The 22406-nt window shown below is 41.5% G+C and carries 20 protein-coding genes and 1 pseudogene; 17 read left to right on the forward strand and 4 right to left on the reverse strand.

What is annotated here, in order from left to right:
• Positions 1-54 precede the first annotated feature (54 nt).
• From U2P89_RS07060 to U2P89_RS07075, 4 genes and pseudogenes are all read left to right on the forward strand, one after another.
• Positions 55-2424 carry an SLBB domain-containing protein gene (locus U2P89_RS07060; RefSeq protein ID WP_322191036.1) on the forward strand — a complete coding sequence of 790 codons (2370 nt, stop codon included), beginning with the start codon at positions 55-57 and terminating at the stop codon, positions 2422-2424.
• A 17-nt stretch (positions 2425-2441) separates the two neighbouring features.
• Positions 2442-3599, forward strand: a complete 1158-nt coding sequence (locus U2P89_RS07065; RefSeq protein WP_322191037.1) for a Wzz/FepE/Etk N-terminal domain-containing protein — start codon at positions 2442-2444, stop codon at positions 3597-3599.
• 124 nt (positions 3600-3723) lie between these two features.
• A pseudogene (locus tag U2P89_RS07070) lies at positions 3724-3864 on the forward strand (AAA family ATPase); the annotation flags it as partial.
• Between the two features lie 226 nt (positions 3865-4090).
• Positions 4091-5194: an HTH domain-containing protein gene (locus U2P89_RS07075; RefSeq protein ID WP_322191038.1), complete on the forward strand. Its 1104-nt coding sequence runs from the start codon at positions 4091-4093 to the stop codon at positions 5192-5194.
• Positions 5195-5207: 13 nt separating this feature from the next.
• Here U2P89_RS07075 and U2P89_RS07080 read toward each other — a convergent pair whose 3' ends face one another.
• The 4 genes from U2P89_RS07080 to U2P89_RS07095 form a co-directional block, all read right to left on the reverse strand.
• Positions 5208-6341, reverse strand: coding sequence for a glycoside hydrolase family 19 protein (locus tag U2P89_RS07080; protein ID WP_322191039.1), 1134 nt, complete (start codon positions 6339-6341; stop codon positions 5208-5210).
• Between the two features lie 24 nt (positions 6342-6365).
• Positions 6366-6743: a hypothetical protein gene (locus U2P89_RS07085; RefSeq protein ID WP_139298065.1), complete on the reverse strand. Its 378-nt coding sequence runs from the start codon at positions 6741-6743 to the stop codon at positions 6366-6368.
• Positions 6744-6817: 74 nt separating this feature from the next.
• The gene (locus U2P89_RS07090) at positions 6818-7462 is read right to left on the reverse strand and encodes a DUF6266 family protein (RefSeq protein ID WP_019540369.1); all 645 of its coding nucleotides are present in this window, start codon (positions 7460-7462) and stop codon (positions 6818-6820) included.
• A gap of 244 nt (positions 7463-7706) precedes the next feature.
• On the reverse strand, positions 7707-7916 hold the full coding sequence (locus U2P89_RS07095; RefSeq protein WP_019540368.1) for a helix-turn-helix domain-containing protein: 210 nt from the start codon (positions 7914-7916) through the stop codon (positions 7707-7709).
• Positions 7917-8300: 384 nt separating this feature from the next.
• On the opposite strand from U2P89_RS07095, the gene U2P89_RS07100 reads away from it, so the two are divergent.
• From U2P89_RS07100 to U2P89_RS07160, 13 genes are all read left to right on the forward strand, one after another.
• Positions 8301-8975 carry a DUF6266 family protein gene (locus U2P89_RS07100; RefSeq protein WP_322191040.1) on the forward strand — a complete coding sequence of 225 codons (675 nt, stop codon included), beginning with the start codon at positions 8301-8303 and terminating at the stop codon, positions 8973-8975.
• Positions 8976-9198: 223 nt separating this feature from the next.
• A complete protein-coding gene (locus U2P89_RS07105; RefSeq protein ID WP_322191041.1) occupies positions 9199-9363 on the forward strand; it encodes a hypothetical protein in 165 nt (54 codons plus the stop codon).
• 79 nt (positions 9364-9442) lie between these two features.
• On the forward strand, positions 9443-10759 hold the full coding sequence (locus U2P89_RS07110) for a UDP-glucose/GDP-mannose dehydrogenase family protein (RefSeq protein ID WP_322191042.1): 1317 nt from the start codon (positions 9443-9445) through the stop codon (positions 10757-10759).
• Positions 10760-10840: 81 nt separating this feature from the next.
• Positions 10841-12370, forward strand: a complete 1530-nt coding sequence (locus U2P89_RS07115; protein ID WP_322191043.1) for a lipopolysaccharide biosynthesis protein — start codon at positions 10841-10843, stop codon at positions 12368-12370.
• A complete protein-coding gene (locus U2P89_RS07120) occupies positions 12370-13437 on the forward strand; it encodes an SDR family oxidoreductase (protein WP_322191044.1) in 1068 nt (355 codons plus the stop codon). The genes U2P89_RS07115 and U2P89_RS07120 overlap by 1 nt, the downstream gene beginning before the upstream one ends.
• A gap of 5 nt (positions 13438-13442) precedes the next feature.
• A complete protein-coding gene (locus tag U2P89_RS07125) occupies positions 13443-15188 on the forward strand; it encodes a thiamine pyrophosphate-binding protein (protein WP_322191045.1) in 1746 nt (581 codons plus the stop codon).
• A gap of 45 nt (positions 15189-15233) precedes the next feature.
• Complete coding sequence (locus U2P89_RS07130) at positions 15234-16370, forward strand: polysaccharide pyruvyl transferase family protein (protein ID WP_322191046.1); 1137 nt, start codon at positions 15234-15236, stop codon at positions 16368-16370.
• A 3-nt stretch (positions 16371-16373) separates the two neighbouring features.
• Positions 16374-17417 carry a glycosyltransferase gene (locus U2P89_RS07135; protein WP_322191047.1) on the forward strand — a complete coding sequence of 348 codons (1044 nt, stop codon included), beginning with the start codon at positions 16374-16376 and terminating at the stop codon, positions 17415-17417.
• A 31-nt stretch (positions 17418-17448) separates the two neighbouring features.
• The gene (locus U2P89_RS07140; protein WP_322191048.1) at positions 17449-18366 is read left to right on the forward strand and encodes a glycosyltransferase; all 918 of its coding nucleotides are present in this window, start codon (positions 17449-17451) and stop codon (positions 18364-18366) included.
• Positions 18350-19600 (forward strand): hypothetical protein, encoded by a 1251-nt coding sequence (locus U2P89_RS07145; RefSeq protein ID WP_322191049.1) that lies wholly within the window; start codon positions 18350-18352, stop codon positions 19598-19600. Before U2P89_RS07140 ends, U2P89_RS07145 begins: the two co-directional genes overlap by 17 nt.
• A 40-nt stretch (positions 19601-19640) precedes the next feature.
• On the forward strand, positions 19641-20456 hold the full coding sequence (locus U2P89_RS07150; RefSeq protein ID WP_322191050.1) for a glycosyltransferase family A protein: 816 nt from the start codon (positions 19641-19643) through the stop codon (positions 20454-20456).
• 17 nt (positions 20457-20473) lie between these two features.
• Positions 20474-21247 carry a glycosyltransferase family 2 protein gene (locus U2P89_RS07155; protein WP_322191051.1) on the forward strand — a complete coding sequence of 258 codons (774 nt, stop codon included), beginning with the start codon at positions 20474-20476 and terminating at the stop codon, positions 21245-21247.
• 62 nt (positions 21248-21309) lie between these two features.
• Complete coding sequence (locus U2P89_RS07160) at positions 21310-22377, forward strand: ATP-dependent nuclease (RefSeq protein WP_322191052.1); 1068 nt, start codon at positions 21310-21312, stop codon at positions 22375-22377.
• Positions 22378-22406 lie beyond the last annotated feature (29 nt).

Here is a 22406-nt window from a genome sequence, read left to right on the forward strand (position 1 = left end):
CAAAAACGATCGTTTTACCACCACAGAAATTTATAACGACAAAACTAAGACTATATGCATAGAGAGACCAGGATTACCGTATTGATCACGTTATTGTTTTTCCTGTCCTGCGGGCTGTTTGCCCAGATGAGCGACCAGCAGGTCATACAGGAGTTGCGAAAGTACGAAAACTCGGGCATGTCGCAACAGCAGATACTCACAGAACTGCAAAGAAAGGGAGTCACCACCGCCCAACTGCAACGGCTCCGTGCGCAGTATGAAGAGAGGCAGAATGTTACCGACGGCGGCGTGGAATCTAACTACGACCCTTCGGAAAAAAGCTTCCGGGATATGTCCGAGATACCGGTCATCACGGCACAAACAGTACAGGCAGCGCCCGAAGACCGGGTTTACGGTCAGGACTTTTTCACCGCTGGCAACCTCACTTTCTCCCCCAACATGAATATGCCCACCCCGGCCAACTACGTGCTGGGGCCCGGTGATGAAGTAATTATCGATGTGTGGGGTAATTCCGAACTAAACGTGCGTTATACCATCACGCCCGACGGTTATATTGTTGTACCCGGTTTAGGAAGGATCATGCTGAACGGCCTTAACGTACAACAGGCCGAATCAAAAATACGCAACGAGTTCTCTTCCATCTATTCCGATCTCGGCTCCTCCACTCCCGGCACATTCCTTGCCATCTCCGTAGGCAATGTGCGCACCATTAAGGTAAATGTAATGGGCGAAGTGTCCACTCCGGGCACCTATACCCTCTCCTCTTTCGCGTCGGCATTCCATGCCCTCTATGTATCGGGAGGGCCTTCCAGGATAGGAAGTACCCGAAATATCCGCATCTTCCGTGCCGGCAGGAATGTGGCAACTGTAGATTTATACGAATATCTGATGAAGGGTAACAATACCCAGGATATTAATCTTCATGACGGTGATATTGTGATGGTAGAACCGTATAGTACACTGGCACAAATCACAGGAGAAATCAGACGCCCCATGTGGTACGAGATGCGAGAAGATGAAACGCTTGAAGATCTGATCCGCTTCGCCGGCGGGTTTAGCGGCAATGCTTACCGCGTCAATGTGACGTTGCACCGGAAAGGCGTTAACGAGATGGAAGCACACACCCTCAATCAACCCGAATACGCTACCTTCAAACTGCAGGATGGTGACCGGATAGAGGTAGGTGGCATCTTAGATAAATACTCCAATATGGTAGAGATCACAGGTGCCATAGAACGCCCCGGAAAGTATGCTGTGGGAGACCACATCAAAACCGTACGAGATCTGGTGGAAGTCGCTTTGGGACCTACAGGAGATGCTTATCTTCAACGTGCATTGCTCTATCGTGAGCAGGATGATCTGAGACAGAATATGGAGTCATTCGATCTGGAGGCCCTACTCAATAATCGGATCGCAGATATTCCACTACGTAAGAATGATCGGCTCCATATCCCTTCCATCTTCTCTCTCGAAGATAGTGTTACAGTATCCGTCGGCGGTTCTGTCCGTGCTCCGGGCAACTATCCCTTCGCCTTGAACATGCGTATAGAAGACGCTATCCTTCGGGCAGGAGGACTGAGCGAAGAAGCCTCCACGGCACGGGTCGACGTTTTCCGGCGCATCAAGGATCCCTCCAGCACCACCGTCCCACGTACGATGAGCGAAGTATATACCTTTACCCTGGAGGAAGGGAAGATCGTCTCGAGCGACCCCACTTTCGTCCTGCAACCGTTCGACCAGATTGTGGTGCGTCGTTCTCCCGGCTACGAAGCCCAGGAAAATGTCACTATTTCCGGAGAAATACTCTTCGGCGGCCGCTATGCCAAGAAGGCTCGGAACGAGCGGCTCTCTTCACTGGTGGAAAGGGCGGGAGGTTTGACCGAATACGCCTATCCCAAAGGCGCCAGGCTGCTGCGCAGGCTTACCCCCGATGAAATGGAAAGGGGCCGCAAGGCGCTGATGACCCGCGCCCGGATGGAAAAAGACTCTACCTTTGTCGATGAGCTCGACCTCACCGTGCAGTATGTGGGGATCGACCTGGAAAAGGCGTTAAAGAGGCCTGGCGGGGCCGACGATATCATCCTCCGTGAGGGTGATGTGTTGACCGTTCCCCAGTTCAACAACACCGTCAAAATCTCCGGGGGGGTGATGTATCCCAATACCGTCACCTACCAGAAAAATCTGAAGCTGGGCGGCTATATCCGACAGGCAGGGGGCTACTCACGTTTGGCAATGAAAAGCAAGCCTTTCGTGATTTACGCCAACGGCAAGGTCGCCACCGGCCGCTGGGCAAGGATCGAACCGGGCTGCGAGATCGTGGTTCCCGAGAAACCCGACAGGGAACCGATGTCTTTACAGGGAATACTGGGTATCTCCACTTCCATCGCTTCCATCGCCCTGTTGATCAGCAACCTTGTTAAATAATCAAACAAAGCAGACAGATGGTACAAGAAAAATATTCAGAGGATAATAATAGAAACCTAATTCCATCGCAGGAGGCAACCGATGAAATCGATCTAACCGAGATTCTCCGGAAGTTATGGGTAAAACGGAAGTTTATCCTGAAGACCACCGGCATCTTCCTCCTGATAGGCCTCTTTGTCGCCCTTTTCTCCCCGATAAAATATACCGCGCATTGCACGGTCGTTCCCCAGAGCGGAAAAGATGGCTCGGGGGGCAACCTGGGCGGACTTGCCGCCATGATGGGTGTCAATATCGGTACCGGGGCCAGCGGAGGGGAGACCCTCTCTCCTAACGTTTATCCGCAGATCGTGAAGAGTGTGCCTTTTACCCGGGAGATCATGCAAACCCCCATAAAAGTGGAAAAGTCTGAAGGCAAAGAGATCACACTGTACGACTTCTATACGAATAAAGAATACCAGCCATTCAATCTTATAGGAAGCGTCAAAAAATATACCATCGGGTTGCCTTTCCTGCTTATAAACGCTATCCGCGGAAGCGATATGCAGGAAGAGGCACACCCTTCCGACAGCCTGTCCCTCCCTACCCTTAACAAAGACGAAGAACGGGTATACCAGGCAATCCAGGGATCGATGCAACTGAACCTGAACCCCAAAGAGGGGTATATCACTATCGATTATACTTTTTCCGAAGCCGAAGCGGCAGCGCGGATCACAGATAAGGTGCGCAAAACATTGGAACAATACGTGATGGCATTCAAGTCGGAGAAGATGGAAGACAACCTCGCGTTCGTGCAACAAAGTTTTGATGAAGCGCAAGAGGATTTTCAACAAAAGCAGGAGCGCCTCGCCATCTTCCAGGACGCCAACCGCGGATTGACCACCGCTTCGGCGCGCGCCACCGAACAGCGTTTGCGTAGTGAATACGATATCGCATTTACTGTCTATAATGAATTAGCCAAACAACTGGAGCAGGCCAAACTGGCGGTAAAGGAATCCAAACCGGTGCTTACGGTGATTGAACCGGTAGTTGTGCCGGTACAGAAAAGCGCCCCGCGGCGTTCCATCATCATAGCCGGCTTCCTCTTTCTGGGATTGGTAGCCGCCATCGGATGGATATTTACGAAACCCTTCATAGCGGAAGTGGTACAAGGTGTTAAACAGGAAAAGGAAGAGTGAAACCTTTTCCTGTTCAATTATATCCATCTTAGAACCGCACATACAAAATATGGCAAGTAGCCACGGATAAGGAATGGTTAAGTTTTTGCGTCATAAAATTTGCAGATTTATTTTCAAATCGTAAATTTGCAAGAAAAAATTGGCAGGTTACAAGTATGTTTCCATGGAAGATCCTGACAGTCGGCTGCTCGCGATAGATGATCCGCGGGGCTTTCTTCGCACCTATTCCGATAAAACCATCATCGACGAAGTGCAACGCGTACCCGGCTATCTACACTGGAAGCCAGCTATATACTCTACCAAGCCGGAGGATTGCCATGTCATATATAACGGTGACCGCGGTTTTTCCACTTCATCCGGCGAAGTCCTCCCGTGGCCGGAACTTTCAAATACCTTTCAATAGCCGCATCATTCCGACACCTATTACCATTCATTCGCATTTTGTTTAAGTTTTAGATATTTTTTGGGGGCACATGCTGATTCATGTTTTTGTGCCCGCATCATCTCAGGTACATCGTTGTAACGGGAGGGTCTTTGACCGGAGTGCCGATGGTGATTTTGAACTGAAAACGGATCATCAGATAAAAAGCCTATATGTCCGTAAAAATTCACTATACTCCGAGAATACCGTCTATCCCTATTTATACAAGACCGACTTTGTACCGGGCTTGGTGGAGAGAGTCAGGCGGATGATTAAAATAAACCGGCCTGACCACCCTTGGAATGAATTATCCGACGACGAATTTTTTAAAGTGTCCGGGCTGTATCGCCGTGATTTAGCCGCAGGGACGGAAGGATTCACATTGGCGGCACTATTGCTTTTCGGGAAAGACGAGATGATTCAAAGCGCCATACCGCATTATAAAGTCGATGCGCTTTTACGCAAGGTCGATTTGGATAGATACGACGACCGGGAAAACATACGGTGCAACTTGATTGAAATGTATGACAAACTGATGGCGTTTGTGGCCAAGCATTTACCGGATAAATTCTTTTTGGAAGGAGACCAGCGTATTTCTTTACGCGACAAAATATTCAGAGAAATAATCGCTAACATACTTATTCACAGGGAATACATGAATGCTTATCCTTCCACTTTCATTATTTACAGGGACAGGGTTGAGGCTAAGAACGCCAATAAACCCCATGTGTACGGACAGTTACTTCCCGGTAGTTTTGAGCCCTTCCCCAAGAACCCCCATATTGCGCAAATATTTACCCAGATGGGGCGTTCTGAAGAGTTAGGTACCGGATTGAGGAATGTGTACAAGTACACCAAAGATTATTCCGGCAGTGATGATATTCAGTTTTTGGAAGAAGATATTTTTATAACAAGGGTACCTTTAATTCCAGATGTCATAGAAAATGTCATAGAAAATGTCATAGAAAATGTCATAGAAAATGAAAGGGAGAAGTCGATACTCATCTCAATAAAAAACAATCCATACATTTCCATGGCAGATTTAGCAAAAAAAAACAATGTAACATGGCGGACAATAGCACGGGATTTGGAAAAACTGAAAGCTCGCGGCAAACTCGAGCGTATCGGTCCCGATAAAGGCGGATACTGGGAGATTCGGAACAATGAACAGTAACCGGGGTTAAAGGTCACCGATAAGGTCTCAATAGCCGCAACAATCCTACTCCTATAGCCAATCCGACTACTACTCCGACCAGCAACCACTTGTACGGAAACCGTGATGCGGCGGTTTTCTCCTTTATCGTCCTGTCCTCCCGTGTCTGTTTGTCCACCGCGAGTTCCTGCCGCCGACCGGCAAGGGTAGTCTCCGCTTGCGCCACGGACGCCTCCCCGTGCCGTGTCTCCTCCTCTTGCGTCACCCTCCCGTAGCGGCTGTGGGTGGCTGTGATGATCTCACGCAATACGGGCTGTTTGCCGGTCGCCGTATCCACCGGGGCGGCTGTATCGTAATGGATCTCATGCATACGGGCCTCGCTCCTGAAGTTTATATTCTCCGTCCCTGCCCGCTTTAACTCCGTCTGGAGGAAAGCGATCTGCCTTTCTTTTTGGTACAGGCTATCTGTCAATTGCCACACGGCGGAACTGTCGGTGCGCGTAACAATCCTTTCGGTCACCACCCTGCCCGGCTTGCATCCCGCCAATCCCGACGGCAACAGCAGGACGGCGACGAAGGCCACAAGGGCTATCTTCAGGGCCTCTAAAAATTTCCTGTGATATTCCGCAATCCGGCGCGCGCAGTCCAAGCCGTTCACAATCCTTCTGGCATTCACCGGATCATCTGTATGGTCATTGAAATAATCTTCCAGCGAAACCCCGGTGAAGTCTCCCCGGTTGGAGCTTCCCCGCGTCATCCCCTCTACCAGGATCCTTGCCGAGATATCCGGTTCTAAAGCGAGTTCGGGATGCGTCAACAAAGGATACCCCAACAGTTTCCCCATCCTTTCATAATTCTCGTACCAGGTCAGTTGCACATCGCCGCGGCCAAAATACAACCGGTCGGGGTAGGTGTACACCGTGCCATCTTGCTTGCGCTTCTCTCCATACGGCCTACCCTTCCCTTTGCCGGTCTCCTCCACCGGCTGCATCGTGCCACCCGTCTCGTGGTACGAAGTGGCAAGCATGTAGGCGCGCCATCTCTCATCCGTGATGCCATAAACATCGAACGCACTTAACTTTGTCTCGATACCGTCCCTGCGGCTTAATGACAGTCGCCCATTGAAAAGCGACCGCCCGATTGTATCAAAAAACACCCTTTTGTCCATTTTTAGTTTTTAGTTTTTAGTTTTTCACTCTCTCCTAAACGTCCCCATGGGCGGTTTGCGATTCTTGCAATCCTCCACTTCACAATAGTGGTAATCCCCGTCTTTCCGCCACGCCAACTCTGTCTCCATCGTTTTCTCCAAGGCGGTAATCCTCCTGTAATCTTCCGTCCGCTGCGACTGCAGCAACTCAAAAAGCGCCACGGTACGTTCCAGCAGTCCCATCATCTCCGTCGCCGCGGAGGCATCCTCCCGTTTGGCGGCCGCTTCCGACCGGGTGGCGTCGCTTTTCTTGATGCGCCTGTTTTCCTTGTGGTTTACCACGGTTGAAATCAGGCTCCCCAATGCCCCTCCGCCTATGAACGAGCTAAGCAAAGGGAACAATTCACTGTTTATTTGAAGCATATCTGTCATTGTTTAAGAATGTGAGTAAAAGAACCGCCCCAAGGCAGGGCGGTTCCCAATGAATAACAACACCGTCATGCGGGCACCACTTCATGCCTGCCCGCGTACACGGAGTCAGATACCAGCTCGCCATCTTCCGAGATGAATGCCACAAAAGCTTCCACCTCTTCACCATTCCACGCAGGCGGCAAAGCCAATGATCCGGAGCCATCCCCTCTTGTTCCGGCCTCCAGGTCATACACTGCTTCCTGGCTGCCCGGGTTATAGGCGAGAATCATCGCCCGGTCTGCAGTCGAAGCGTTATTGATCACGTCCGTGTCCCACGTAAAATTCAGCCTTCCGGCTTCACAAACGGTAATCACGTTATTCGCGACATACAAACCACCTCTTGCAACAGCCACTTTCGCGAAATCAATCCCGAAGTCGGGATACTCCCCTTTCACGGCATTATTGATGTTATACGACATGGCCGCACTGAAAGCACTGTTACTTGCACCGGCGCTGTTTTTGAATCCCACCCGGATAACCGGGAGAATTGCCCTCATAAATTTTCCCATCAACGAAAACTTGTTCCGTTGCGTGACCTGTTTCCGGGTCCTCGGATTCCTGATGCTCGAGGGCAGACTTCTGATGTAGTCGATACCTTTCCACGAGGCGCCAACCACGTTCCCTACTTTTCCGGAGAAACCTCCCAGGATACCTTTTTTAATTGTTCCCATAATTGTAATTGTTTAATAGTTTGACATAATCGGACTTGGCCTTATCCGGAAGCAAAGGACACCATTCTCTACGGGTCGCGCAATAATCGGTCAATTTGTCGTCATTTGTCTTCGTTTTTCCTTATCTGTCCCCATTTGACCCTGTTTGGCCTTGTTTTTACCCATTTGTCTTCATTTGTCCTCCTATTATCCTGTTACCGTCCCTATCCTCACTCTTGGTTTCTCACTTTTCACTTTTAGTTTTTCACTTTTCACTTTTCTCCCTATTATAATTCTCATTTAGCAAAGCAATGATATCCGACTTCTTGTAGTAGCATTTGCCGCTCACCCTGGAATACGGGAGCAGCCCGTTGATACGCCACCGTTGCAACGTGCGCGGGGCAACGTTCATTTTCAGTAGCACGTCCTGTCCGTCAATCCAGTCCAACCATTCGGTTAAATCAATATTCTTCATATCAACTTCTTTTGTATTAAAATAAAATCATCCCTTCCATTGCGGGGAAGGGGCGTACATAACGGCCCTATACATGGCATCCGTTTTCTTTCGCTCCCATGGCAGATTATTAAAAACACCTCTAAGAAACAGATATTAAACGAATTACCTGCAATATAATAATTTTCCGGCTATTTCATTATAGAAACAAAATTTTCATTACCCCCCTTTGGCACGGGGCAAGCCCGGTCCGGGGCTTGTACCACCTCATTTCCTCTTCATATTCCCCTTATATTCTCCTCATCAATTTATGAGGAGGCCCCCGCCGATTTTAAGCCCAAGTCTTGCTCTTCTCCCGGAAATTTATTATCATTGCGGCATCATACGGCCATTAAACGGATTATCATGGGAAGGATAGATCTTTCAAAATCAGGAGGGATGTCGGGCAGGATAGGTCCCGTGGTTGCTTATTTGACCAAAGACGGCAAGCAGGTATTCAGGAGTTATATCAAACCGGCAGACCCGAAGACACCCGGACAACTGGCGCAACGGGCAAAACTGGGGATTGTGAATAAAGGGCTTGCCCCCCTGCGCAAAGTCATCAAGCAAGGATATCCCGACAAAGGAAACGTCTATCGCACCCTGATCGGCAAAGCCTGCCGCGAAGCGGTTGCCGGCACCTATCCCGACCTATACCTCGATTACGGCAAAATTCAAATTGCCGAGGGTACCCTCCAATTGCCCGCGGATATACGGCTTCACTTCGATCCCCTTTCCCACACGGCCGTTTTCAGTTGGAACGCACAACCTGTCAATCCGTCCCTACCGGGAAACGATAACGACAGGGTACATATCGTTTGTTTCGATACCGCCCACCCCGCCGAGGTGCAAACGCTGGCGCGGGGCACCCGCTCTGCCGGCCGGGCCTCCGTCACGCTTCCCGAAGACTGGGAGCCCGCCACCACCCACTTCTGGCTCTACCTCACATCTCACGACTTGCGGCATAATTCCAATAGTATCTACCTGAACAATCATCCGCGACCTGATACGGGTTATCCGGCCGGGATAACAAAAACTTAACCCCACGTCCGTGCTTTTCCCTAATTTCGTTTCCCAAACAGCCGGAGATATGTTTTTTTGTTGTATTTTTGTCTACCAAATCAATTTTGGACTACCCCCATTTCAGGATGTGACAGGTAGTCACGAAGTGTGCCCGGAACTTAACAAAAAATGGATTTCAAAGAAATCAGGAAAGTCTCTATCCACGAAAAGAGCGCAAGGCGATGGCAGAAATTAAACTCAGATGCGATTGAATCAAAACCAGATAAAGACGATTACGACATTGGCAAAGAAACACTTTTCCGATGACGTGCAGGTTTACCTTTTCGGCTCCAGGACAGACGACCGGAAACGTGGCGGGGAAATATTCGCCATCATCAGGCCAGTCGTGGACACATTAACAAATTAATATACGCATGGGTCTGAACAGACCTGCGTAGGAACAAAAACCAAGCAGTGCGCTTGAACTTGTAATTAGAATCTTTTTTATGAAAATAGCGATTGTTGGCACCGGTTACGTGGGCCTGGTCACAGGAACCTGCTTCGCGGAAATGGGCACCGAAGTGCATTGCGTCGACATCGACGCGGACAAGATAGAGAAACTGGAAAAGGGCATCATCCCTATTTATGAACCGGGATTGGAAGAGATGGTGGTCCGCAACCACAAGGCCGGACGGCTCCGTTTCTCCACCGACCTGAGCGCGGTGCTCCACGAGGTGGAGGTGGTGTTCAGCGCCGTGGGAACTCCCCCCGACGAGGACGGCAGCGCCGACCTGAAGTATGTGTTGGAGGTGGCGCGCACCATCGGCCGACACATCAACCGCTACACGCTGGTGGTGACCAAAAGCACCGTGCCGGTGGGCACCGCCCAGAAGGTGAAGCAATGCATCCGCGAGGAACTCGATAAGCGGGGCATGGCCGATATCGGGTTCGACGTGGCCTCCAACCCCGAGTTCCTGAAGGAAGGCGACGCGGTGAACGATTTCATGAGCCCCGACCGGGTGGTGGTGGGCGTGGAGTCCGACCGTGCACGGGAGCTGATGGCGCGGCTCTACCAGCCGTTCATGCTCAACAACTACCGGATGATCTTCACCGACATCCCCTCGGCCGAGATGATCAAGTATGCCGCCAACGCCATGCTGGCCACCCGCATCAGCTTCATGAACGACATCGCCAACCTCTGCGAGTTGGTGGGCGCCGACGTGAACATGGTGCGCCGCGGCATCGGCAGCGATTCGCGCATCGGCACCAAGTTCCTCTATCCCGGTTGCGGATACGGCGGCAGCTGTTTCCCCAAAGACGTGAAGGCGCTGGTGAAGACGGCAGAGAAAGCGGGATACGACCTGAAGGTGCTCAAGGCCGTGGAGGCGGTCAACGAGCGGCAGAAAGAAGTCCTCTTCGACAAGCTCAGCCGCCATTACCAAGGTGACCTGCGCGGCAAGACCGTCGCCCTCTGGGGCCTTTCGTTCAAGCCCGAGACCGACGACATGCGCGAGGCCCCCTCGCTCGTGCTCATCGACAAGCTGCTCCATGCCGGCGCCACGGTGAAGGCCTACGACCCCATCGCCATGGACGAAGCCCGCCGGCGGTTGGGCAACACCATCCACTACGCCCAAGACGCCTACGACGCCCTGATCGATGCCGACGCCCTGATGCTCGTCACCGAGTGGAAGGAGTTCCGCATGCCCAACTGGGAAGTGGCGAAACGCCTGATGAAACAACCCGCGGTGTTCGACGGACGAAATATTTATGAAAAGGAAGACTTGCAACAAAAGGGATTCGCCTACCATTGCATCGGGGCATAAAAGACAACGATTAACCTCATTGATTAATTATTGCGTTTTTTGATTAAGAAACTGAATCAATACCCAATCCTTTAAAAGATTTTGAACCAAAGCGCCAACAACAAACGGATTGCCCGAAATACGCTGATGCTCTATTTCAGGCATATCCTTATATTGCTTATTAGTCTTTTTACGGTAAGGGTAGTTCTAAATACCCTGGGGGTTACAGATTATGGCGTTTATAACGTCATTGGTGGTGTTGTCGCTCTTTTTTCATTTCTTAGAGGCACTATGGCATCTGCCACCCAGCGATTTTTTTCTTTCGCATTAGGAGAAGGCGATCTTAAAAAGTTACAATCAATATTTTCCGTCAATCTTGTTATCTATGTGGCTATCGCTGTGATAGCTGCAATTCTCCTGGAGACCGTTGGATTATGGTATGTGAGCGATCATTTAAAAATACCTCCGGAAAGATATGATGCAGCCTTATCACTTTATCATTTTTCTGTTCTGACTTTTATTTTTAATATCATTGCGGCACCATTCATGGCGATGATTATTGCCCACGAAGACATGCAAATATACGCATACGTTTCAATCGTCGAAGCAATCATGAAACTAAGCGTTGTATTCATGCTGGTCTGGGCCGCCGGAGACAAACTTATCGTTTATGGGTTCCTTGTTTTATTGGTTTCCGCTATAAATACGCTGCTCTATGCCGGCATAGCACTGAAAAAATACGAAGAATGCCAGTTCAAAAAATTTTATTGGGATCGTGGCCTGCTTAAGGAAATTACCAGTTTCACCGGATGGACACTCTTCGGCCAGTTAACCACGGTTTTTAGAGGACAGGCGGTGACAATTTTATTAAACCAGTTTTTCAATCCGGTAGTCGTGGCGGCACGCGCAATCGCAAGCAATATCACAGGACAGATCAATGTGTTTTCCGCCAATTTCAATACGGGTATCTATCCTCCCATCATAAAATCGTATGCGGCCAATGACAGGCAACAAATGTTCTCATTAATTTTTAATGGCTCAAAAATGACATTTTTCTTGATGTGGATTTTTGCTTTGCCGCTTTTCCTCGAAATGGATGTTATTTTAAAAATATGGCTAAAGACTGTTCCTGAAGGTGCCGTATTATTCACAAGACTGGCATTGATTGAATCCCTGATATTATCTATCAGCATGCCCATCACCACTGCGGCAAGAGCTCCGGGTAAGATGAGAGAGTATGAACTCATATTGGGGTCAATGCAGATTCTTATTTTCATATTGGATTTGATTGTATTGAAGTTGGGAGGACAAGCCTATTCCGTTTTTGTTGTGGCAATCATCGTTAATATACTTATGTTTATTGTGCGTCTTATGATCACCCACAAGCTGATATCGCTTAAGGTTTATGACTTCGCTCTCCGGGTTATGTTTCCGGTTTTATGGATTTCCTTACTTTCATCCACGCTTTCTTATCTGTTACATATTCTATTACCCGAGGGCTTGGTTTATTCCATAATTACAATTACAGGAAGCTTCATTTTCTCCTCAATAGGTATGTTTTATATTGGAATAAATGAAGTACAGCGAAAAAAAATAATTCATACGATCAATAAGAAAATTAAACGAATCTGATGAACATCTTAATTTTTGGAGGCACCGGGGCAATGGGGGCACATCTGATCGATATATTGTCAACAGACAAGCAAAATCAGATTTATGTTACTTCGCGCGCTAAACGAAAATCTCACGACAATATTCATTATTTTGAGGGTAATGCACATGATGTAGAATTTATAAAACCCATTCTTGAAAAAAAATGGGATGCAATTATAGATTTCATGGTGTATAGCAGTCATGAATTTAATGGGCGGGCAGCACTTTTTTTAGAATCAACCTCGCACTATATTTTTCTAAGTTCAGCACGGGTCTATGCCAATTCAAATGAAAAACTAACAGAGAATTCCCCAAGACTTTTAGATTCCTCCGATGATTTAGAATATCATGCGACGGACGAATATGCGCTATCAAAAGCACGTCAAGAAGATATACTTAGAAAATCAGGGAAAAAAAATTGGACTATTATTCGTCCTTATATTACGTATAGTTCCGATCGCTTACAATTGGGTGTTCTCGAGAAAGAAGAATGGTTATATCGAGCGTTGCACGGCAGAACAATTGTATTTTCAAAAGATATTTGTACGAAATTCACTACGCTGACCTTTGGTTATGATGTGTCGAAGGGCATAGCTGCTCTTATCAAGAATGAAAAAGCGTATGGCGAAGCATTTCACATAACAAATGACAACGAACAATCTTGGGAGAATATCCTTGATATTTACCGAAAAGTTTTGACAAAACACCTGAAAAAGACTCCGAAAGTCAAATTCGTAAGCATTGATTCAATGGAAAAAATACATCCTGCCAAATATCAGATACATTACGACAGGCTTTATAACAGACTATTTGATAATAAGAAAATTAATGAATTTATAAATACGCAAAGCTTCACTCCCATCGAAGAGGGACTTACCGCATGTTTGGAACAATTTTTACGCTCTCCCTGTTTTAAGAATATCAATTGGAAGAATGAGGCAATAAAAGATCGTATATCCGGTGAATTTACCCCTTTACAAGAGATTAAGGGGGGTAAGCAAATTATCAAATATCTTATTTTTCGTTTTTTTGAATTAAAAAATTAAGCACGATGGAAAAATATTATACAAACGAAATAAATGTTCAAATAGTCATTTCTTTATTGAAGGCTCATGGGATTAGAAAAATAGTTGCTTCACCCGGAACAACGAATATGACTTTTGTCGCAAGTGTGCAACAAGATCCGTTTTTTCAAATGTATTCATCTGTGGATGAACGATCGGCTGCATATATTGCATGCGGATTAGCTGCCGAATCTAAAGAACCGGTGGTTTTAAGCTGTACGGGTGCTACTGCATCGAGGAATTATTTTCCAGGATTAACGGAAGCATATTATCGAAAATTGCCTATTTTAGCTCTTACCGCATTGCAATCCCCGAGCAAAGTAGGACATCATATCGCTCAAGTCATTGACAGAAGTAATCCCCCGAAGGATGCAGTAAAATATAGCGTGACTCTCCCCATAGTCAAAGACAACGATGATCTGTGGGATTGTGAGATAAAAGTAAATAAAGCGATTCTAGAACTAAAACGACATGGCGGAGGTCCGGTACATATAAACCTCCCTACAACATACAGCCGGGATTATAGTGTAAAAGAACTCCCCCAATACAGAGTGATCCAACGGATTACTCCTTTCGATGGTTTTCCGGAAATACCGGCACACTCAAAAATAGGCATTTTTATAGGCTCTCATCTTGTGTGTTCGGAAGGATTAACAAAGAGTATCGAAGAATTTTGTAATTCTCACGATGCCGTTGTCTTTTGTGATCATACCAGTAATTACCATGGTAAAAACAGCATCCTTTTTTCGCTTGCCGGTGGACAGCATTATTTTGATAATGAACCCCTAAAACCGGATATTCTCATTCACATTGGTGAAATAACGGGAGATTACTACACCACAAGGATTGGGAGCAATGAGGTGTGGAGGGTAAATGAAGATGGCGAAATAAGAGATACATTCAAAAAACTTGGCTACGTTTTCGAGATGCCTGAACAGTTTTTCTTTGAAAAGTATTTGAACAAAACAATTTCTTCAGATAATAGTTACTTCGCCGCTTGCCAATCTTATTTGAACGGCATCAAAAATAGAATACCCGAGTTACCATTTTCCAATATATGGATGGCATCAAAAATGGCACAGCGTATTCCGGATGGTTCAATTATTCACTTCGGCATATTGAATAGCCTCCGGTCATGGAATTTCTTTGAATTGCCCGATTCCGTGACGGCTTTTTCCAATGTGGGAGGATTTGGAATTGACGGAGACGTATCATCTATGATTGGAGCCTCTTTAGCGAATAAGAATAAACTCTATTTCGGTGTTGTCGGGGACTTGGCATTCTTTTACGATATGAACGTTATTGGCAACAGGCACGTCGGTAACAATATAAGAATTCTTCTGATAAACAACGGCAAGGGTACCGAATTCAGACAGTATAATCACGTAGCCTCTCAGTTTGAAGACGATGCGGATGAATTCATTGCCGCAGCCGGTCATTTTGGGAATCAGTCGAGAGAATTAGTGAAAAATTACGCGCAAAATTTAGGCTTCGAGTATTTTGCGGCCGATAACAAAAAAGACTTTGAATCAGCGTATGAACGTTTCCTTACTCCAGAGATTACGGAGAAACCCATGCTCTTTGAAGTATTCACCAACGATTTTGACGAAAGTAAAGCATTGGAGATGATTTTGAGTATTGAAGAAAGCCTGAAAGGAAAGACGAAGGAACTTGCAAAACAAATGTTAGGCCAAAAGGGTATAAAAACGCTTAAGAAAATTATGGGAAAATAACTTCAGAATTTAACATCAGTTTAAAGTTTTCTCTATCAAAATATTATGAAAATTGGAATATTGACATTACCGTTGAATAATAACAATTATGGATGTATATTACAAAATTTTGCATTACAAACCATTTTGAAACGGTACGGACATGAAGTGTGGACCATTAATAGAATTAATAATGAGATACCCTTATATCGTAAATACGGGTCTATCCTAAAAAGTGTCATTATTGGTCGTAAGCCTATAAGGGGATGGTTATCAAAAAATGAAAATCTTATTATTTCTCAATTTACTAATCAGTTTATCGATAGATATATAAAATTGACAGAACCCGTCAATAACTCAAAGAGTCTAAAACAAATTCAAAAAAAATATTCATTTAACGGATTTATAGTTGGAAGTGATCAGGTTTGGAGACCAAAATATGTGCCCTGCATAACAAATTATTTTCTCGATTTTATTAGTCATTTAACGGGGATCAAAAGAATTGCTTATGCAGCTTCATTTGGAGTTTATGACTGGGAGTTTTCTGACGAACAAACAAGACAATGTAAAAAGTTACTTGAGAAATTTGACGCAATATCAGTTAGGGAAGATTCCGCAGTTGTACTGTGTAGTGAGTACTTTGGGAGAAAGCCTGAACAATTACTAGACCCAACTCTTCTTTTAACAAAATCAGATTATATCAACTTAATAAATCAATTTAGAACAGATAAAAGTGATGGGGATTTATTCACATACATTTTAGACAATAGTAAAAGAAAAGAAGAAATAATAAAACAATTATCATTAGAATATGAATTGCAACCATTTAAAATTTCAACAAATTATAGTCAATCAATTAATAATTATACTATCAAAAATCTTAAAGATTATGCATTTCCTCCTGTTGAGCAATGGCTGCGTAGTTTTTCAGATGCAAAGTTCGTAATCACTGATTCTTTTCATGGCACCATTTTCTCCTTAATTTTTAATAAACCAGTTGCAGTTATCATTAATAAAGATAGAGGTGCGGATCGATTCAATTCGTTATTTTCCTTGTTAGGCATTAATTCAGAGGTAGGAAAATACAATAATGGTAGCGATATAGACTATATAATCATAAATGACTTTGCTAAATATAAAGAAAAAATTGAGACCATGAAAATTCTTTCATTTGATTTCATCCAAAAATATTTAAACTACTAATTTATGAAATATTTAATTTGTCAAGAATGGATTAATACAAAAACAAATCATGCTGGCATTAAACATATGTGTCAACTTCTAATCAAAAAATATCCAACTGAATATGAGGTCATTATATCGAAGGACTATTTAGGAATGATAAACAAAAAAATATTATGGGGCAAAGTAATTGCACGATTCTATATATTAGTTATACATCCCTGCATTGATTTTTTTACTGCCTTTTTTATTTATAAAAAATTAAATAGTGGTGATACCGTTTACTTACTAGAATATTGCACGCCTTACTACTCTCAAACAATCATTGCTAAATTTTTACGCAAAAGAACAAACAAAAAAAAGTCTTTTACGATTAATGGTATGTTGCATCTTGTCCCAGATGATTTTATGAAACATTACTCTGCAGAAATATTTAAATCATACATTGACTTACTGGATAATGTTATTACCCTAGGCTCATCTCTAACCCATTTCCTTGAAAATACAATTCATATAAATCAGAGAAGAATTAAAACAACATTACACTATGTCGATTCAACTTATTATAAGCCAAATACAAGTGGACAACACAACGATATTCTACGAATAATAGTAATGGGCAATATGAAACGGGATTATACATTACTGAAAGAAATAATAGCTAACGCAACCACTGATGTAACTTTTCTTATTTGCCAAGGGACGAAAGATCTTTCTATGTTGTTCCAAAATATGAATAACGTCAAATTATATGGATTTCTAAATGAAGATGATCTTTTACACTTAATGCAAAGTTCAGATATTTCCCTCAATGTTATGCAAGATACGATTGGAAGTAATGTCATTGTTACATCTATGGCTGTGGGATTAGCTATGATCAATAGTGATGTTGGATCAATAAGAGATTACTGCAATGAAGACGGGGCATTATATTGTGATAACAAAAATCCCAAGTCATTTTCTGATGCAATAAACTACTTGTATGAAAATAGAGAAAAACTAAATGAACTAAAATCGAAATCTTTATATTATAGTAAATCTTTCTCCATTGATAAAATCCACCTATAATGATTGAGAATCATTGTTTCACGAAATACATATGAAAACTAAAGATCCATTAGTCTCAATAATCCTACCTGTTTTTAATGCTGAAAGTTATGTAAACTATGCAATAGAAAGCATATTAGAGCAAACTTATGATAACTACGAACTAATTATTATAAATGATGGATCTACTGATCAATCTTTAAAAATCATCAATTCATACCAAGACTCAAGAATTGTCTTAATTAACAGAGAAAATAAAGGTCTAGCAATTAGTTTAAACGAAGGACTCAATATCGCCAAAGGAACATATATTGCAAGAATGGATGCAGATGATGTTTGTCTTCCAACCCGATTAGAAAAGCAAATTGAATATTTTGTAAAAAATCCGCAAACGGTATTATTGGGTACTGGAGCTGAACTTATCGATATCAATGGAAATACTATTGGGTACCATATTCCATACACTGGCAACAAATTGCTTAAAAAATTAATCTTCCATTATGGATGTGTATTTAAACATCCATCTGTAATGTTCAATAAAAACGTGGCTAATGACGTAGGAAATTACAATGAACTGATTGGAAAATACATTGAAGACTACTTCTTATGGAGTAAACTTGCTAAAAAGGGTAAGATCAATAATATTCCTGAAATACTAATTAAGTATCGAATAACACCTGGATCTATTATGAATTTCGATAAAGACGAACAATTCCACAAATTTGAACTGAAAATTATTAACAATGGAGACTTTAATAAAGATGATAAACAAGAAATGATGAAATTGATATCTAGTTCTCTGAGTCAAAGTAAACCGTCCTTTAGTTATTCAAATAGAATAAACTCCATCAAGTATAATAAGTTTAATAGAATAACATCTATTTTAATTAATATATTAGGTAAGAAAAATACCGCTTTGTTATTATCTAAAATAAAGAATTTATTAAAACATTATGAGAGCTACCTTTGATACTTTATGTGTTTTTCTCTTGCTTTTTACGACAAAGGTTCCGTATTTCTATAATTCAACAATATTACTATTCTTATTCCTTTCGTTAATTTCATTTTTTAATATAAAAAATGTTTATCGAAATTTCAAGTATATCAATACAGTTTTTTTCCAAATTTCAACATGGTTGGTTCTAATTATTTTCATTTCTTTTTTATATCCTTTTGCTCATTCGACCTACGATTTTTCAATAATAAAAACATTTATAAATCAATTAATTTCTTTACTTGTAGTCATTTTATTTTTGATTAATTCTTTCAATGGGAAAAAAAATCATAATTATTATATTAATATTATTATCGCATCATTTACTATACAAAGCATTATAATAATTACCTCATTATTATCCCCTTCTTTCAAGAGTATAATAGAAATAACACAATCTGACGAAACAATATATAAATCTTTGGTCAGCTATGGTGGATATAGAAATTTAGCTTTCGGATCTACACAATTTTTTGGATTAAATGCTCTCTATGGATTTGTTTTATTTTTAATAATTTATGTATACGAGAATAACCAAAAACATCCTTTTTTATATTTAATAGTATTTTTACTTGCATTTATCGGATGCATTTTTACAGGAAGAACGGGATTATTAGTTGGAACTGGACTAGCTATATATTATTATTTTTCAACAAATAATAGAAGTATCAAAAGGATTTTTATATCATTATTCGTTTTAACTATTACTATAATCTTTGTAGTTATTATCATCTCAAATTTTCTACCAGATTTTGTAAGACAATGGGCATTTCAGTTATTCTATAATTTCTCTGAATCTGGAGAATTTACTTCAACTTCATCGGAACATCTATTCAAAGAAATGTATTTTCTGCCCGATTTCTCAACATTTTTTCTTGGCGATGGATATTATACAAATGAAGACGGCTCTTATTACCAACACACAGACGCAGGGTATATGAGAAATTTGTTATTTTTCGGAATAATTGGATTTCTCACACTTGCACTCTATGAATTATTTATCATAAAGAAGATTGAAAAAAATATGTACATCTTAAGTAACAAGCAGCAGAAATCATTTATGACAAGTATTATCGCATATATTCTAATACTACATATAAAAGGAGAAGTTATCGGTTTTTTAGTTTCACTTCAAACCATGTTGTTTCTTATTCTTTTCTCATTCCAACTTTATGTATCTTATAAACCCAAAAATAACCATACGAGATAGTTATCATTTAATTTATTTATTTAATTCATTCAAGCAGAATATGACATTAGATGTTTTGATCTGTACATATAATAATGGAATTTATAACATCCCAAATTTACTGTTAGATTATATTCCATATGTAAAATATAAAATTTCATGGCAGCAATCAGAGGACTATACAAATAAGGTCCCCAAAAGTATTTATCGTAAAGATGTAACATTGTCTATTACGAAAGGAAAAGGACTGTCTCAAAATCGAAATAATACTCTAAAAATGGCAGATTCTGATCTTTGTTTAATTGCGGATGATGATGCAAAATATGACAAGTGTTTATTTGATAATCTCATCAATTATTATAAAGAAAACCCAAAAACAGACATTCTTATTGGCAAAATATTTAACAATATTCGTGGGAAAGATTATAAGAAATACCCACTAAAAAATAAAAGGATGAATATTTTTAATGTCACTAAAATTAGCAGTTTAGAGATAAGCTTCCGTTCATCCATTTTAAAAGATAAAAACATAACTTTTGATGAACGATTTGGCATAAATGGCAAGTTATATAATCGAGGAGAAGAAGCCATTTTCATCTCTGATTGTCTTAAACAAGGATACAAAGTCCTATATGAACCAATAATTGTCGCTATACACCCCGGGGATGGATCTGGAGCCAATAATATTTTTAATCCTCAAATAGCAAAATATTGGGGTGGATTATGTTATCGAATATATAAAGATTTTGCTTTTATCCTTTTACCTATTTTATTATTTAAACATCATAAAATGTATAAAAACAACTTATCAATTATTGAATACATTAATGAATTTATACTTGGAATTAAAAGTATAAAGCATAAACTTACAAACTAATTTGAGACAAAAATCTGATGGGAATAGATCGACCTTTAGTTTCAATTATAATGCCTTCATATAATTCAGGCAAATTCATCAGCAATTCCATACAATCTATTATTAACCAAACTTACACAAATTGGGAATTGCTTATCACTGACGATTGTTCAATGGACGATACTATATCTGTCATTTCTATATTTTCAGAAAAGGATTCACGTATAAAACTATATCAATTAGAACAAAACTCAGGACCTGGCGTCGCCCGAAACAATTCCATCGAAAAAGCTTCTGGTAGATTCATAGCCTTTTGTGACAGTGATGACAAATGGACGCCTGACAAGTTAGAAAAGCAAATTGACTTTATGCTCAATAATCAGGTATATCTATCTTACACGAATTACGAAATTGTTAATGAAAACGATCAATCTATTGCCATTTTCATTGCACCCAATAAAATTACATATAAGGATATGTTGAAAAACGATGATATCGGATGTTTAACCGCTATTTACGACACTACTAAGCTTGGTAAAGTATTCATGCCTAGTATCCGAAAACGACAAGATTGGGTTTTATGGATTAATATTCTGAAAAAAATCCCATATGCGTTAGGGCTAAATGAAACTTTGGCTATTTACAAAAAAAGAGAGCAATCGATATCCTCAAATAAAGCAAAACTCATAAAATACATCTGGGCCGTATATCGAAAAGAAGAAAAAATGTCGATCATAAACTCTTTACTTTATACGTTAGGTTATTTCTTCCATTATTGGAAGAAAGTCAAAATAAGAATCAAAAAAACATAAACAATTATTTTCTCAAACACAAAATATCAATTATCATAAAAAACATACACTCTTGAAGACTTATGGCAAAAATTCACAGATTGAAAATTAAGAATTATCGTGGGATAGAAAGCTTTGAACACACTTTTGACGGTCAGTCTTTCATTTGTCTCATTGGAAGAGGAGACTCGGGAAAAACAACCATTTTACAGGCTATTGCGGCCATTTTATCTCCTCATTGGGACTATAAATTTTATGATTCTGATTTTCATAATGAAAATATCGAAAACCCTATAGTCATCGAAGCGGATATAATCGATATTCCATTTGAACTATTAACTGAAACAAAGTATGGACTTTACAAAAGGATACTTAACAGCGAAGGAATTATATCTGATGATTTATCGGAAGAAGATGATGGATGTAAAGATTTACTTACAGTCCGTCTTGTGGTCGACAAAGACTTGGAACCTAAATGGTATGTCATAAATAAACGTGAAAGGCAAGATAGTATTGAAATTAGGGCAGCGGATCGAGCGAAATTAAATGTGTTCATCATTTCCGATTATATAGACAGACATTTTGTATGGGGAAAAGGAACTCCTTTGAATGCTCTGTTAAGAAAAAATGAAGAGGAAATAAATACCGATCAGATTATTGTTGACGTAAGTCGTAAAGCGCATAGGAGCATTAAGCAAGAGAGAATATTTGAATCGTTTGATAACATTCTGAGTAATCTACAAGAAGAAATCCAAAGCTTGGGAATGCCTCCAGACACAATGCAGGCTCTTTTTGATTTTAAAAGTCTTCTTTTGAAAGAAGGGAACATTGCTTTGCATGATGGAATGTCAATACCTTACAGATTGAAAGGAAAAGGAACGAAACGGCTTGTATCAATTGCCATACAAATGGAACTGGCTAAAGAGGGGGGCATCATTTTAATTGATGAAATAGAACAAGGATTGGAACCTGACCGGGCAAAATTTCTTGTCAAAAAATTAAAGGAAATCAATAAAGGGCAAATTTTTATAACAACCCATTCGAATAATGTTCTTGTTGAGCTAAATTATTCTGATCTACTATTAAAGAATACCAACCACCCCCAATTAATACGTTTTAATAATGAAATGATTATCCGCAGTTATTCCTAAAGAATTTAGCGGGAAAAAGTTATAAATAA

Origin of the sequence: Proteiniphilum sp., assembly GCF_034331125.1 — a bacterium.
GTDB classification, from domain to species: Bacteria; Bacteroidota; Bacteroidia; order Bacteroidales; family Dysgonomonadaceae; genus Proteiniphilum; species Proteiniphilum saccharofermentans.

Coding starts and splice junctions, on each gene's coding strand:
- U2P89_RS07060 (WP_322191036.1), top strand. CDS start 55: ATGCATAGAGAGACCAGGATTACCGTATTGATCACGTTATTGTTTTTC.
- U2P89_RS07065 (WP_322191037.1), top strand. CDS start 2,442: ATGGTACAAGAAAAATATTCAGAGGATAATAATAGAAACCTAATTCCA.
- U2P89_RS07080 (WP_322191039.1), bottom strand. CDS start 6,341: ATGGACAAAAGGGTGTTTTTTGATACAATCGGGCGGTCGCTTTTCAAT.
- U2P89_RS07085 (WP_139298065.1), bottom strand. CDS start 6,743: ATGCTTCAAATAAACAGTGAATTGTTCCCTTTGCTTAGCTCGTTCATA.
- U2P89_RS07090 (WP_019540369.1), bottom strand. CDS start 7,462: ATGGGAACAATTAAAAAAGGTATCCTGGGAGGTTTCTCCGGAAAAGTA.
- U2P89_RS07095 (WP_019540368.1), bottom strand. CDS start 7,916: ATGAAGAATATTGATTTAACCGAATGGTTGGACTGGATTGACGGACAG.
- U2P89_RS07100 (WP_322191040.1), top strand. CDS start 8,301: ATGGGAAGGATAGATCTTTCAAAATCAGGAGGGATGTCGGGCAGGATA.
- U2P89_RS07105 (WP_322191041.1), top strand. CDS start 9,199: ATGCGATTGAATCAAAACCAGATAAAGACGATTACGACATTGGCAAAG.
- U2P89_RS07110 (WP_322191042.1), top strand. CDS start 9,443: ATGAAAATAGCGATTGTTGGCACCGGTTACGTGGGCCTGGTCACAGGA.
- U2P89_RS07120 (WP_322191044.1), top strand. CDS start 12,370: ATGAACATCTTAATTTTTGGAGGCACCGGGGCAATGGGGGCACATCTG.
- U2P89_RS07125 (WP_322191045.1), top strand. CDS start 13,443: ATGGAAAAATATTATACAAACGAAATAAATGTTCAAATAGTCATTTCT.
- U2P89_RS07130 (WP_322191046.1), top strand. CDS start 15,234: ATGAAAATTGGAATATTGACATTACCGTTGAATAATAACAATTATGGA.
- U2P89_RS07135 (WP_322191047.1), top strand. CDS start 16,374: ATGAAATATTTAATTTGTCAAGAATGGATTAATACAAAAACAAATCAT.
- U2P89_RS07140 (WP_322191048.1), top strand. CDS start 17,449: ATGAAAACTAAAGATCCATTAGTCTCAATAATCCTACCTGTTTTTAAT.
- U2P89_RS07145 (WP_322191049.1), top strand. CDS start 18,350: ATGAGAGCTACCTTTGATACTTTATGTGTTTTTCTCTTGCTTTTTACG.
- U2P89_RS07150 (WP_322191050.1), top strand. CDS start 19,641: ATGACATTAGATGTTTTGATCTGTACATATAATAATGGAATTTATAAC.
- U2P89_RS07155 (WP_322191051.1), top strand. CDS start 20,474: ATGGGAATAGATCGACCTTTAGTTTCAATTATAATGCCTTCATATAAT.
- U2P89_RS07160 (WP_322191052.1), top strand. CDS start 21,310: ATGGCAAAAATTCACAGATTGAAAATTAAGAATTATCGTGGGATAGAA.